The sequence below is a fragment of the Methanobrevibacter sp. genome (genome assembly GCF_045112895.1).
GTDB lineage: Archaea > Methanobacteriota > Methanobacteria > Methanobacteriales > Methanobacteriaceae > Methanocatella.
This window is the reverse complement of sequence record NZ_JBGUIH010000013.1, coordinates 45,941-58,802: the sequence shown is the minus strand read 5'-3', so window position 1 is coordinate 58,802 and position 12,862 is coordinate 45,941. Positions and strand designations below refer to the sequence as shown.

Here is a 12,862-nt window from a genome sequence, read left to right as displayed (position 1 = left end):
TGATGACGAAGATTCTGATGATTTAGATGATGAGGATTGGGAAGATTATGATGACGAAGATTCTGATGATTTAGATGATGAGAGTTGGCAATTCATCGATGATGAAAATAATTCTGAAAATGCCACATATTATCCTGTTACTACAGACTGGGCATTTTATGACGGTCCTGATGCTTACAGCAATAATTCATCTGTAAAGTATCTAAATAGAACTCTTTATTATAAAGCTTATGCTTATGGTGCTGCTGCATATTCCAATGGCATGACACCTATGGTTACATCATCCGCTTCCGACAATGCAAATGATAATGATACCACTAATAAAACTTCCAATGATAAAGAAGTCACATCAGATAATACAGAAAAAAATTCCAACGACAAACCAGTAACTTCAATGGGACCTGATTCATCTAATCCTATTAATAATAATCCAGTTTCAGTTTCAAAAAGCATTTTAACATCATCTGCAGTCGTGGCTAGCGACAATACAAATGATGATCAAAACGCTAGCGAAAACAGTACTGAAGAAGTGAACAATGATGCTGAAGTTGCTCCGGAAAACAATAATCATATATTGGAAATATCCGGTTTGATTTTAGTCTTATTGATTGCTGCTATTGTAGGATATAATAAGTTTAATTAGGAATACTTTTTCCTAATTTTTTTATTTTTTTTTAATAATTTTGATAATTAACAGCCGATTTGATATAGTTCAAATCCTTTGTTCTCTATTTTTCTGTCGTAGATGTTTCTTCCATCAAATATGATTTTCTGATTGAGCTTCTCTGAAAGCAAATCGAAATCGGGGCTTCTGAACTCTTTCCATTCGGTGATTAGAATCAAAGCGTCACATCCATCTACCGCATCATATCTGTTATCTGCAAATTCTATTGAATCCAGATATATATCATCAAGGGCATTCATAAATTCCTGAACTGCATGTGAGTCATATGCCTTGATTTTAGCTCCTTTTTTGATTAATTCAGGTATGACTACCAATGATGTTGCCTCTCTCACGTCATTAGTATAGGGTTTAAAGGACAAACCCCAAACTGCAAACGTAAGGCCTGTCAAGTTATCGCCAAATCGTTTGACTATCTTTTCTGCAAGCTTCATTTTCTGTTTTTCATTTACGATTTCAACATTCGAAATGATTTTAGGTTCATAGCCATTGCATTTTGCAGTGTTGATGAGTGCCTGAACATCTTTCGGCAAGCAGCTGCCCCCATATCCGCATCCCGCATAGATGAAGTCATATCCTATTCTTTTATCTGACCCTATGCCTATTCTTACATTCTGGATATTAGCGCCTGTAGCTTCACAAATGTTGGATATCTCATTCATGAATGAGATTTTGGTTGCAAGCATTGCATTTGCCACATATTTGGTCATTTCAGATGATTTGATATCCATAAAGATGAATCTTTCATGATTCAGTACAAATGATGAATATAGATCTCTCATTATCTCAAAGACTTCATCCTCTTCGGCCCCTATTACTATGCGGTCAGGATGCAGGCAGTCGTTTACGGCGCTTCCTTCCTTTAGGAATTCTGGATTTGATGCAATGCGGATTTTTACGTCAGAATCATTTTCATTCAATATGGATTCGATTTCCTCTTTAACTTCAAAACATGTCCCGACTGGAACTGTTGATTTTACTACAACAAGTGAGTCATGGGTTATATTGTTTGCAATATCCCTTGCAGCATCGAATACATAGTCCAGATTTGCGCTGCCGTCATCTGCCATAGGAGTCCCTACCGTAATGAAGATGATGTCGGTATTATCTAGAGCTTCCTTGATGTCGGTTGTGAATATCAAATCTCCGCGTTCCTGTGATATTTCAACAATGCCGTCAAGCTGCGGCTCGAAAATCGGCAGAATATTGTTCTTCAGGTTTTCAATCTTCTCTTCAATAATGTCTACACAATAAACCTTGTTTCCCATCTTTGAAAAACAAGCGCCAGTTACAAGGCCAACATTGGAAGTTCCTATTATCGTTATGTTCATCAGCTCACCTGAAATATATAATAAGTTATACAGTTTATAAGTTAAATAGTTTTTATAAAAAAAGAAAAAAGGAATACTCAATCAGAAGTATTGAGTACCGCTTTCAGGACTTAAGGAAACGCTTTGAGTATCCAATAGGTTGCCTGATGTATCAAAAATCTTTATTGTTGCAAAATCCGGATAATACTTATATGCATCGGCACTTCTTACATTAATGTATCCTGATGAATCAACTGTTTTTGGAACCATGTTTCCCTTGTTCAGGCTGGATCCGTCTCTGGAGTATTTAATTTGGATTTTTATGTTTTCTCCGGAATGTTCAGGTCCGACATAAATGCTTGCATATGTCTTGTCAGACAAACTGCTGCCTGTTGAGAAGGAACCGCCACCTATTTCCATGCTGCTCTTTGCGGGAACCGAACTTGATTGTGCCGGCTGGCTAGATTGAGTAGTCTGGCTGGCCTGTGATGCTTGTGAATCATTGTTAGGCACTTGTGCATTGTTTTCCAGTGGAATTTGAGAATTATCATCACTATGATTATTGTTTGCAAATCCGACATATGCAAATACGCCGGCAAGGGCAATCGCAATAATGGCCAAAGCGATAATGATGTATTTTGTAGTATTATCTGAGTCTGTCTTCTTATTATTGATTGAATTGATCATGTTCTGATGGTCAATTGTCTTCTTTTTAAGTGGAGTTCCACATTTTTTGCAGAATTTTGCGGAATCGCTGTTTTCACTATTACAATTTGGACAGTTCATTTCAAATATCACCTTTAAGAATAATAGTTACTTAATAATATGTTATTAACAATATTAAATATTTTCATTATATGACCTGAATTTATCTATGAAATATTCAAGCTCCTCGCTGATTTGGTCCAGCGTAATTATTGGCTTATATGTTACAAGAGAGTTTAAGGCAATCAGGAATGGTATTGCCTCTCCTATTCTGATATTTTCGAAAATAAGGTTCTGATAAGATATATTGAACTCCTCTTTGGAGAGCTGGTCTATCTTCACCCCGTTTGGAGGGAAACTGATTTCGCCTTTTTCAAGCATCTCCTCAAGAACCTCCGTTCCTTTCAGGATATCTTCAAATTCCACCTTGTCCTTTTCTAAAATAGGTTCAATGAAATCAAATCTGATGTCATAGTCATATTTGCAATAATTGTGTCTGAAATAGTTATCGACCATAAGATAATTGACAAACAATTCGTGATTCAAAATCGAATATTTCTTGTTATCCAGAATGAACTCCATGTTTGTTATATAGTCGTGGGTAGTATAAAAAACTAGTTCAATTATATAGGATAACTTCATATAGTATTATCATGGAAAGATTGAAGATAGCCAAAGCGATATCAACGTTCACAAATCCGCCGATTCTGTGCATTCCATTATTTTTGATTATCTGTCTGATATTGTCATTTGAAAACGGCGCTTTTGACTTCTACAAATTTATTGCTTTGGAACTCATTTCACTTGTTTTTGCATCAGTTTTGCCTATGGCAATCATACTTCATTGGGTTAAAAAGCTTGATACCGACAGCGACATTTCAAATAGGGAGGACCGCTTCACCCCGTTGATAGTTGGAATCGTCTCATATTTCATCGGATTTCTGGTGTCTCTGTTTTTGGGCATTGACCATTTTCTTACCGCACTGCTTTTATGCTATGCTGTCAACACAGGCGTTGTGCTTTTAATCACCTTCAAATGGAAGATAAGCGTTCACACAACTGGCCTTTCAGGTCCGGTTGGCGCTTTGATATTGCTTTTGGGACCGATCGGCGCACTCTTTGGAATTCTATATCCTATTCTTATCTGGTCACGCGTCACCCTTGAAAAGCATACAATGGCCCAGGCCGTTGCAGGCGGTGTTCAGGGATTTTTCCTGACAGTTCTTGAGATGTATCTATACATCTGGCTCTTCAGATTCGATGTTGTTCCTTTGACACCATTGCTCGAATGCATATGGCTTATTCTTGCAGTCATATTCACTCCGATAGTATTGGGCATATTGTCCTACATCAATGTCCTAAACAAAAAAATGCTGTTCGTGGCATTCGAGATTCTTGGACTCATATTCTTTTTGATGTACTGCCCATTGGCGGTGGTTGTTGTGTATATAGCAATTTCAATGACCTGCATATTGGTCAGCATATATGCCGGCGATGATTATGCCTGGTTCAATGTGATGAAGTCATCATAGTCCTTTGAACTGATTATGTCCTGAAAAAACTTTTTCTTGACAGGGCCAAGGTTTTCAAGGAAGTCCTGATAATATTTACTTTGTTTAATTGAAAGATAGTCCTTTTTAATCAACTCATAAAGAGGAATCTTGCAGTTTTCTTCAATGTCCCTTAAAGCAAACCGAGGACCATTGATTTTGTATGCAAGCAGGTCAAATTTGTATGCATCATACCATCCATTTTCAATGAAAATTCTCATAAGTTCCTGGCCCGCAGGCACGGTATCGAGGAACTTGCAGTCAACGACATGGGTTATTGATGCATCATGCTTTCTTCTGTAGTAGAGATGCCTTTTTATTATTGAAATCCTTTCTGCCTTAAGAAGGACATAATAGAAGAACGGCATGTCCTCAAAGAATATTCCTTCCGGAAACTTCGCATCGATGCGCCTTAAAAATGAGGTATTGTATATCTTCTGGCATACTCCAACGGACATGTCAAAGATTGAGCCTTCATAGTCGCTTGCCTTGAAAACGGTGTTTTCAAAGCTTTCATCAAAGATGGTCAGGTTGAACCAGTCGTTTTCGTAAATCTTTCCGGTCTTGTCGTCATAGTTAATCATTTGATAAAAGGTAAAATCAGTGTCTCTGCCTTTGGCTTCATGATATGCAACTTCAACGGCATTCGGACTGTACCAGTCATCCCCGTCAAGATACATCACATATTCGCCCTGGGCAATTTTCAGGGCCCTATTTCTTGAGGCTCCTGGACCGCGGTTTTCCTGGCTGATGAGTTTAATTCTACTATCATCAAAGCCGTTTATGATGTCTAGAGTACGGTCGGTGGATCCGTCATTTACAACAATCAGCTCCAGATCTTCAAATGTCTGAGCCAGAATGCTTTCTATAGCCTTTCCAATATATTTCTCTTCATTGAATGCCGTTAGGATAATAGAAACCTTTGCCATATTTTAACCTATCTTTTTTTAAGACTCCTGAGGGGTTTGGTGATTTTCCAGCTGTTTGAAGACAATATCTCTTCATTTTCGGCTTTGAGCTTTTTGATTTTCCTTTTCAATCTGGAGTTCTGGGCTTTGAGTCTGTTCTTTTCATCAAACTCTTTCTTAACAATTCCATTTAAATCGGTTATTCTCTTTTCAAAATATCCATCATCAAAGCCACAATCCTCATCCTCATATCCGTAATCCTTTAGGATATCAACCAGAACTTTCCGTGACTGATTATAGTCATATATGGATGATTTGTATTTTGCCTCCGCTTTCGACAATGTGGAGTCCTCTTCATATATTATCCACATGTCTTTTAGGGAACCTTTGCAGTCTGACAGCTTGGACGGAAGATATGGATTGACAGCGAACCTGCCTTCGGTTATAGTATCATTGATGAGCAGTATGTCAAATCTGGTTGTTGCATTGAGGAATTCGAGATATTCCAAAGGCTTTCTTATGATGATATTGTCTTTAAAGTCCAGTTCGCCAATAAGAACGTTTATGAATTCATCGCTGTTGAGGAATATGTGAAACTTTATTCTGTCCTTGAATTTGTGATTGAGAGACTCATATGCATAGAACAGTGGTTCGAAATGCCTCAATGTATAGTAAAATGTGCCGAAGTATGCTATATTGATGTCATCATCGCTTAATTGAAGGTCGCTTTCCTTCAGGTGATAGTACTCTTCGCTTAATGTCGGATGAGGAATAATCTGTGATTTATTGATAACCAGTTGTTTTATCTCATCATCATAGGGTTCCAGCATCATGTCCCTCTGATTGGCATTGGTGAAAATGATAGTATCCGCAAAGAGGAACGTCATATACTCGGCAATGTGGAATGTGTTTGCAGGATTTTCCAGTGTCTTGAAATTGAGCTTTTCAATTTTGGCATTGAATCTGTCGATATATTCCTGATTATCGAGCTGTGCAGACCTGTAATCTTTGATGTTTCCCTGCATGTTTCTCAAGATAGGGTCTGAAAATTCAGCAGTCCAGACCACATCGGGATGCATGAATTTGTATTCAAGGGCCAGATAGTGGTTTGACATGTACCATGACCTGCTGTAGATTTCGCGGTATTGTCTATTTCCAATCAAATCCAATCCCTGATTTTTGAAATTAAATATGCATTCAACAGAGTCCCTTTTCGAATCGACATATGTCTCCAGCCTTTCATTTATTAGATCATCAAGCTTTTCGAAATTCAGGGATTCATCATCAACATGATTGTGCAGCACATCGACTTTTGAATTATCATTGATAATCCTTTTGGCAACAACGATTCCGCTGATGTCGCTATCAGGCGGAAACTTGAAAGAAATAATTAACTTATCAGCTTCACTCAATATAATCACCAGATATAGTAATGACTATATCGATAATAATTAAAATAAATTTCTAAAAACAAATAAAAAAAGATAGGATTAAATTAAAAATTTAATCGTTGAATTTTCCTAAAAATTCCTTCATTCTTTGATTGTCGGATGAAAATACCTCTTCAGGTGAACCTTCCTCCACAATCACACCACCGTCCATGAATATGATTGTATCTGATACGTTTCGAGCAAAATTCATCTCGTGGGTAACGATAACCATGGTCATGTGCTCAGCAGCCAGCTGCTTAATGACTGTAAGGATTTCTCCTGTGAGTTCCGGGTCAAGCGCTGAGGTAGGCTCGTCAAAGAATAGGATATCCGGATTCATCGCAAGGGCTCTTGCAATTGAAACCCTTTGCTGTTGGCCCCCTGACAGTTCGCAAGGATAAGCGTTTTCCTTATCCTCCAGGCCCATCTTCTTAAGCAAGTCACGGGCATGAGCATAAACTTCGCTTTTTTCCCTTTTTTGAACCTTTAAAGGAGCATTTGCAATATTTTTCATTACGGAATGATGCGGAAACAAGTTGAAATTCTGGAAAACCAAACCGAAAGTTCCGTCAAAGTCGATTATTCCGCTGTCTTCCTCTTCAAGACCTGTAATGCATCTGAGCAATGTTGATTTTCCTGATCCTGACGGACCAATGATTGACAATACTTCACCCTTTTCAACCTTAAGTGAAATGTCTTTTAGAACAACATTGTCTCCAAAGCTTTTCTTAAGATTCTTAATTTCAAGCAGACTCATAATACCCCTCTAATCATAATAACTCATTCTATTTTCTAAGTGTTCCATGGCAAATGCAACAAGTATATTGAATATGTAGTAGAATAAACCAGCAACGAGCAATGCTGCAATTGATGCGTCCGCTGCTGCAATTTGCTTGGCCACTGTAAACATTTCCGGAATTGCAATAACGAATGAAAGAGAAGTATCCTTTACAAGAGTGATTACTTCATTAGTTACTGAAGGAAGAATTATCTTGAATACTTGAGGCAGAATAATTGTAAAGAATGTTTCCAGTCTGCTGTATCCTAAAACTTGAGCCGCTTCATATTGTCCTTTAGGAATAGCTTCAATTCCCCCTCTGTAGATTTCAGCAAAATAAGCCGCATAGTTCATTGTAAATGCAATGATAACTGCAACAAACCTATAGTCCGCTGAAAGGTTGATACCGAACACATAATACGGAGCAAAGAACACAACGATTAACTGCAACATCAATGGTGTACCCCTCATTATTGAAATATAAATCTTCATCAACCATCTGATAGGTGTGAAACTGCTCATTCTTCCTCCGGCTATCAACAAACCGAGAGGAAGAGAGAAGAGCAATGTAAGCAAGAATATTTCAATTGAGGTAACCATACCTCCAAGCAATTGCGAAATTACATTACTTAAAATCATAAGTCCAATTCTCCCCTCGCACTAATCAGTTTATTTAAGGATTAAAGATCCTGGAACACCGGAATCACTGTAGTTTTGAGCGATTTTAACAACGGTTCCGTCTTTAAACATTTCATCTAAAGTTTCTTGTACTTGGTCTTTTAAAGCGTCGTTACCTTTTTTGAATCCAACACCATATTGTTCAGATGAGATTGATTGACCTATGATAAGGTAATCGGTAGGATTATCTTTTGATGAAATTTGGTATTGTGCTACACCGATATCGATAGCTACAGCATCACATGCACCTGATTCCAAGTCCATGAATGCGGTGTTATAGTCAGCCACTTCGGTTAAAGTTTCAAAGGTATCAGCTAAAGTTTTGTTGTCACCTTGGAGTGAAGCTAAAGCTGAAGAGTCTTTTTGTGTTTCAACAGTTTTGCCAGCTAAGTCTTCTAAAGTTTTAATGCCTGAATCTGATTTTACAACTACAACTTGTTTGTTGTCGATGTATGGTTCAGACCAGGTGTAGTCGTCTTCTCTTCCGTTGATGGTGAATCCGTTCCAAATACAGTCGATAGAACCGGAGTCTAATTCAGCATCTTTTGCATCCCAATCGATTGGTTGTGCTTGGAATGTCCAATTGTTTCTTTCACAAACCTCTTTCGCTAAGTCTAAGTCGAAACCAACATAGTTTCCACTGTCGTCTTTATATCCATATGGAGGGAATTCAGCATCGAAACCTACAATGAAGGTGTCTTCATCGTTAGCGGTTGCGTTTGCATCGTCACCACCCATAAAGTCAAATAAACCTGCGCTTACGGTAGATACCATCATCAATGATATTACTACCAAAGCTAAAATAAAACCTATCTTTTTATTCATTTAAAACACCAAATAGTTATAACTATATGTAGAATTTTTTTCTACAATTATAAGTTTTATTTTTTTATATATTTATGTATTTATCTTTGGATTGTATAATGTATTAAAAAATGGAGAAAATTTATTAATAACTTGAATGATTTATAATTTTTTCATCATTTCGGAATATTGGTTTAAAAAATAGATTTATAGCAGTTTAGATAGTGCATCCAAATCCCTTATGATGCAATCCTCATCTATTATGCCTTCGACTTTTGATTCTGATTTGGAAAACAGATGGAAGCTATCGCAGGCATTGTCGAATATCAGGGCCCGTTCCAAATCATCGGCATCAAAATCGATTATATGTTCAAATTTCAAATTACCATACTGCTGTTCGAATGTCCTTTTGAAGAATCTTTTCAGGGAATCGTCATATTGGCTATTGCCGGACAATTGATTGTATTTCAGTTTTTCCCTTACTGTAGGCATCAGGTTATAGCTGAAAGGCAAAAATCCGATATTCTGTGGGATGTCTTTGAAAATGTCTTGCGGATTTTCCTTTATGTTTTTCATCCAAGGGCAGAATGAAACAAATAGATTATACCTTGTGGTGTCAATCCTTTCAACAAATCCATTTAAAGAGTCAACGGTGCCCTTATCTGAAAAGTCTCCGGCATAAAGCAGGACATTAGGCTTGCCGTTTTCAATCATCTCCAATTGGGAGGAATTATCGTTCTTGAAAATGGCCTCGCATATATATTTGGCCGCCTCCATTCGCTCATATTGACAGAACTTTTCAATAAATTCTGTATCATCATAATCTTTAGGGCTGTTCATTTCGCTCATCAGATCGCTTACGCTTTGAACCTTTGGAAACGGCAGGTCTGATAGAGGGAAATACAGTCCGCGATCCTTCAGATATTCCTCTTCATCATAGTTGAAGATGATAATCTTTCTTCTGGTATTTGCAAAGTCAAAGAAGACGCTTGAATAGTCAGTAATCAGACAGTCGGCCATATTAACTATATCATAGATTTCAAATCCGTTGGGGAAAGGTTTTATATGGTCGAATCTTGAAAAGTCGATTTTTTGTGTGTTATATGGATGCAGTTTGGCAAAGAGAATCTGGCTGTCCTTAAGGTTTTCATCAATTTCCCCTAAGAATTTATCTACATCATCCTTCTGCTTTTCATTTTTCCTGTCATCCACAAGGCCCTTGAAGGTAGGCATGTAGATGAAGATTTCAAAGTCCTGCAGGCCGAATTCATTTTTGAGTTCATCCCTTCGTCCATCATCCAAAAAGACACTGTTTCTTGGATATCCTTCAAGCAGCATCTTACCGGGATATATCCCATCAAGCATGAAGGAATTCAGCAATCTTTCTTTGAGATAATCGCTTGGAAAGATCAAATAGTCTGAAAAAAGAAGTGAACGCTGAATTATTCCCATTGTAAGCCTTTCATGGTTGTTGTCAATGCCCATCAGCTTCATTATTGTTCCATGCCATGTATTTACAAAAATCTGGCCTGGCTTTTTTACGTATTTGTATCTGATTCCTGAATCAGTAAATATGTATTTGGCGGTGTGCAAAATCTCTGAAGCCCTATCCGGTGAGGTGATGATTTCATATATCTTCAGGTTATGGCTTTTCATGAAATCTTCGATTTTAGGCTTTACGTGGCTGTGTGCGAATACATATATCCTGAAGTCACCGTAATCTCCAGTTGACAGCTCTTCAACGATTCTGAACATGTTTCCTGCAAAATCAAAACCGTTTCTGGATTCGACATAAACGATCTTTTCGTTAATATCCTTATTATAATAAGCATCATAGATGGCAGAATTGATTCTGCATTCATTCAAATTCCTGAATTTGTCCTTAAAGCCCATCTTATCACAAAAAAAGTAAAAGGGATGGATTAGTCCTTAATATGAATATCCATCATCCACTGCAAATGCAAAATTGCTGTGTGACTCTTTTAGGAACAGTGTCCCATTGAAGTTTGCATGAACAGTATAGTTTCCGTTTTCCAATCCAAGAACCTGTATATACCCTCGGCCAAGCTCATCTGTTGTTACATTGTACTTGTATGCCCAACCTGAATCATCCAGAATCTTCAAATCGATGACCTGATCGGGAATGACATTCCTGTAGTCATCCTTAAGCTGAACGGTGATATAATCCCCATTCTTTATGGTCTCATTGCATGTGATTGCAACTCTGGTATGGGCTGTGTTCATGGAAATGTATCCTACAGCCAGAATAGAAACAACAATGATTGCTATAAAGGCTATAAGAGCTATCTTTTTTATATCCCTATCCGTATCCATCTAGCTCACTCCTGATAATTCAGTTGTTGTGGACCAATAGGACATCGATTTCCGCAGTCTTTAGAACCTTTTCAGCGACACTACCAATAATGAACTTGTGGAGTCCGCTTTTTCCTGAAGATGAGATTACAATTAACTCGACACCTTCCTTTTCGGCAACCTCATTAATGGTTTCAGCTGGAAAACCTGTCTTTACCATAGTCCTAACGTTATAGCCTTCAGGGAATTTTTCCTTCATTTTGGCAACGTTTTCCTTTGCTTCCTTAAGCATTCCCGCATTAACTTCCTTGACATTCCTTCTGCTTTGGAATGCACTTGAAGTCAATTTCCCTGCAACGGACAGGACAATGATTTCTCCATCATCAGAAATTAATTTGGTTACCCTATCTATCTCCTGGTCTGCATAACCAGACCCATCAGTTGGGAGTAAAATTTTCTTATACATTTAAACACCTTTAATTATATCTATTGATTTAATAGTTATTAATTGTTATAGTTTAAGGCCATTCATTAGTCAGTTCCAATAATTCACCCAAAACAATTTTATTGCACTTCATAATCAACATTTATTGTTTTTCACCTTTTCAGGCATATGCAATACATCACCATCATACTGCTAACTGGCATAAGAACCTTTAAAGAATAAATTGAATATTTCATCGACAACAATATTCAAAAATGTTGTGACAAAGTCTCTTGAGAGGACAAAAACGATAATTAATGATATGGCAAATACTGAAATCAATGCCATTGCGGGATGAATTGCGTAATATGGCTTGAGGATATCCAAAAGAATTTTGAGTGTAAAGAGATGGAAAATATATACGCTCATAGAGTTTTTACCGAATTTTGTCAGGAATATGTCTTTGTTTGTCATAAGCTGATTTAGAATTAAGGTGGATATGATTCCAAGGCATATTATTATGGCCCTTGATAGCATCTCATATAAATCAAATCCATGATAAGGGTATTTGAGGCAAATGAGATTTATCGAAAAGGCATTTGCGCAGATGACCAATGCCAAAACAGTCAAGGCGGCCAGTATCAGTATTACCTTTCTATTGCATAAGATTGAATATATTGAGCCATATTTTTTTGAAAATCCTGAAGCATAATCCTTATAGTAGAATCCGATGAGAAAAATAGGCATATAGACGAATGTCCTTGAGATTCCCAGGAAATTGCAGTCGATAAATCCTATTGCAATCGCCAAAACAAAAGATGTCAGCACAGGATATCTCAATTTGTCCATTACCGGCAGCAGCATTTTCATGAAGAACAGTGAAATCAGAAACCACAATCCGTAGCCCGGATTAATGAATAATGTTCTGGGATGTCCAAGAAGCACATATTTCTGAAACAGCCAATATAAAATGCAGAACAGCATGAAAGGAATCATCAGCCTTTTGAAGGACTTGATGGGTTGGTCTTCATCAATCTTTGAGAAATATCCTGATACAAAGAAGAATATCGGCATATGTATTATATAGATGAAGTTGCGGATGAGATCGATTTCCTGTGTCTTTTTCAAATAGATCAGGTGGCCTACAACAACCAATATGATTGCTAAGCCCTTGAGGTTGTCAAACCTGTTGATTCTATTTGAAATTGCTGCAGTTGTCATATGTTAACTATTATATAACAAATGCTATTTAAAATTAGCATAGAAAAACAGAAGAATAG

Annotated in this window: 14 protein-coding genes; 2 read left to right on the top strand and 12 right to left on the bottom strand. The window is 37.4% G+C overall.

Annotated features, from left to right (window positions below):
* On the top strand, window positions 1–643 hold a 643-nt coding region (locus ACJMLD_RS03090), incomplete at its 5' end, for a hypothetical protein (protein WP_405267869.1).
* A 47-nt stretch (window positions 644–690) separates the two neighbouring features.
* On the opposite strand, the gene ACJMLD_RS03085 is transcribed toward ACJMLD_RS03090, so the two are convergent.
* The 3 genes from ACJMLD_RS03085 to ACJMLD_RS03075 form a co-directional block, all read right to left on the bottom strand.
* A complete protein-coding gene (locus tag ACJMLD_RS03085; protein WP_405267868.1) occupies window positions 691–2,013 on the bottom strand; it encodes a UDP-glucose dehydrogenase family protein in 1,323 nt (440 codons plus the stop codon).
* 81 nt (window positions 2,014–2,094) lie between these two features.
* Window positions 2,095–2,778, bottom strand: coding sequence for a zinc ribbon domain-containing protein (locus ACJMLD_RS03080; protein ID WP_405267866.1), 684 nt, complete (start codon window positions 2,776–2,778; stop codon window positions 2,095–2,097).
* Between the two features lie 54 nt (window positions 2,779–2,832).
* The gene (locus ACJMLD_RS03075) at window positions 2,833–3,279 is read right to left on the bottom strand and encodes a hypothetical protein (RefSeq protein WP_405267864.1); all 447 of its coding nucleotides are present in this window, start codon (window positions 3,277–3,279) and stop codon (window positions 2,833–2,835) included.
* A gap of 71 nt (window positions 3,280–3,350) precedes the next feature.
* On the opposite strand from ACJMLD_RS03075, the gene ACJMLD_RS03070 reads away from it, so the two are divergent.
* The gene (locus ACJMLD_RS03070; RefSeq protein ID WP_405267862.1) at window positions 3,351–4,229 is read left to right on the top strand and encodes a hypothetical protein; all 879 of its coding nucleotides are present in this window, start codon (window positions 3,351–3,353) and stop codon (window positions 4,227–4,229) included.
* Here the strand turns inward: ACJMLD_RS03070 and ACJMLD_RS03065 are convergent.
* The 9 genes from ACJMLD_RS03065 to ACJMLD_RS03025 form a co-directional block, all read right to left on the bottom strand.
* Window positions 4,196–5,176 carry a glycosyltransferase family 2 protein gene (locus ACJMLD_RS03065; RefSeq protein ID WP_405267860.1) on the bottom strand — a complete coding sequence of 327 codons (981 nt, stop codon included), beginning with the start codon at window positions 5,174–5,176 and terminating at the stop codon, window positions 4,196–4,198. The two genes, ACJMLD_RS03070 and ACJMLD_RS03065, sit on opposite strands and share 34 nt — an antisense overlap.
* An 8-nt stretch (window positions 5,177–5,184) precedes the next feature.
* Window positions 5,185–6,567, bottom strand: coding sequence for a hypothetical protein (locus ACJMLD_RS03060; RefSeq protein ID WP_405267858.1), 1,383 nt, complete (start codon window positions 6,565–6,567; stop codon window positions 5,185–5,187).
* 91 nt (window positions 6,568–6,658) lie between these two features.
* Window positions 6,659–7,342 (bottom strand): amino acid ABC transporter ATP-binding protein, encoded by a 684-nt coding sequence (locus tag ACJMLD_RS03055; RefSeq protein WP_405267856.1) that lies wholly within the window; start codon window positions 7,340–7,342, stop codon window positions 6,659–6,661.
* Window positions 7,343–7,351: 9 nt separating this feature from the next.
* Window positions 7,352–8,002 (bottom strand): amino acid ABC transporter permease, encoded by a 651-nt coding sequence (locus ACJMLD_RS03050; protein WP_405267854.1) that lies wholly within the window; start codon window positions 8,000–8,002, stop codon window positions 7,352–7,354.
* Between the two features lie 30 nt (window positions 8,003–8,032).
* Window positions 8,033–8,866, bottom strand: a complete 834-nt coding sequence (locus tag ACJMLD_RS03045; protein ID WP_405267852.1) for an amino acid ABC transporter substrate-binding protein — start codon at window positions 8,864–8,866, stop codon at window positions 8,033–8,035.
* Between the two features lie 186 nt (window positions 8,867–9,052).
* Entirely contained in the window at window positions 9,053–10,738 is a 1,686-nt protein-coding gene (locus tag ACJMLD_RS03040; RefSeq protein ID WP_405267851.1) for a CDP-glycerol glycerophosphotransferase family protein, read from the bottom strand.
* A 36-nt stretch (window positions 10,739–10,774) separates the two neighbouring features.
* The gene (locus ACJMLD_RS03035) at window positions 10,775–11,179 is read right to left on the bottom strand and encodes a hypothetical protein (RefSeq protein ID WP_405267850.1); all 405 of its coding nucleotides are present in this window, start codon (window positions 11,177–11,179) and stop codon (window positions 10,775–10,777) included.
* 19 nt (window positions 11,180–11,198) lie between these two features.
* Window positions 11,199–11,624, bottom strand: a complete 426-nt coding sequence (locus ACJMLD_RS03030; protein ID WP_405267849.1) for a universal stress protein — start codon at window positions 11,622–11,624, stop codon at window positions 11,199–11,201.
* Window positions 11,625–11,795: 171 nt separating this feature from the next.
* The gene (locus tag ACJMLD_RS03025; protein WP_405267848.1) at window positions 11,796–12,803 is read right to left on the bottom strand and encodes an acyltransferase family protein; all 1,008 of its coding nucleotides are present in this window, start codon (window positions 12,801–12,803) and stop codon (window positions 11,796–11,798) included.
* Window positions 12,804–12,862 lie beyond the last annotated feature (59 nt).

Excerpts from the sequence above, each read along its gene's own strand:
- ACJMLD_RS03055 (WP_405267856.1), bottom strand. The coding sequence starts at position 7,342 with ATGAGTCTGCTTGAAATTAAGAATCTTAAGAAAAGCTTTGGAGACAAT.
- ACJMLD_RS03065 (WP_405267860.1), bottom strand. The coding sequence starts at position 5,176 with ATGGCAAAGGTTTCTATTATCCTAACGGCATTCAATGAAGAGAAATAT.
- ACJMLD_RS03035 (WP_405267850.1), bottom strand. The coding sequence starts at position 11,179 with ATGGATACGGATAGGGATATAAAAAAGATAGCTCTTATAGCCTTTATA.
- ACJMLD_RS03045 (WP_405267852.1), bottom strand. The coding sequence starts at position 8,866 with ATGAATAAAAAGATAGGTTTTATTTTAGCTTTGGTAGTAATATCATTG.
- ACJMLD_RS03030 (WP_405267849.1), bottom strand. The coding sequence starts at position 11,624 with ATGTATAAGAAAATTTTACTCCCAACTGATGGGTCTGGTTATGCAGAC.
- ACJMLD_RS03080 (WP_405267866.1), bottom strand. The coding sequence starts at position 2,778 with ATGAACTGTCCAAATTGTAATAGTGAAAACAGCGATTCCGCAAAATTC.
- ACJMLD_RS03025 (WP_405267848.1), bottom strand. The coding sequence starts at position 12,803 with ATGACAACTGCAGCAATTTCAAATAGAATCAACAGGTTTGACAACCTC.
- ACJMLD_RS03085 (WP_405267868.1), bottom strand. The coding sequence starts at position 2,013 with ATGAACATAACGATAATAGGAACTTCCAATGTTGGCCTTGTAACTGGC.
- ACJMLD_RS03040 (WP_405267851.1), bottom strand. The coding sequence starts at position 10,738 with ATGGGCTTTAAGGACAAATTCAGGAATTTGAATGAATGCAGAATCAAT.
- ACJMLD_RS03075 (WP_405267864.1), bottom strand. The coding sequence starts at position 3,279 with ATGGAGTTCATTCTGGATAACAAGAAATATTCGATTTTGAATCACGAA.
- ACJMLD_RS03050 (WP_405267854.1), bottom strand. The coding sequence starts at position 8,002 with ATGATTTTAAGTAATGTAATTTCGCAATTGCTTGGAGGTATGGTTACC.
- ACJMLD_RS03070 (WP_405267862.1), top strand. The coding sequence starts at position 3,351 with ATGGAAAGATTGAAGATAGCCAAAGCGATATCAACGTTCACAAATCCG.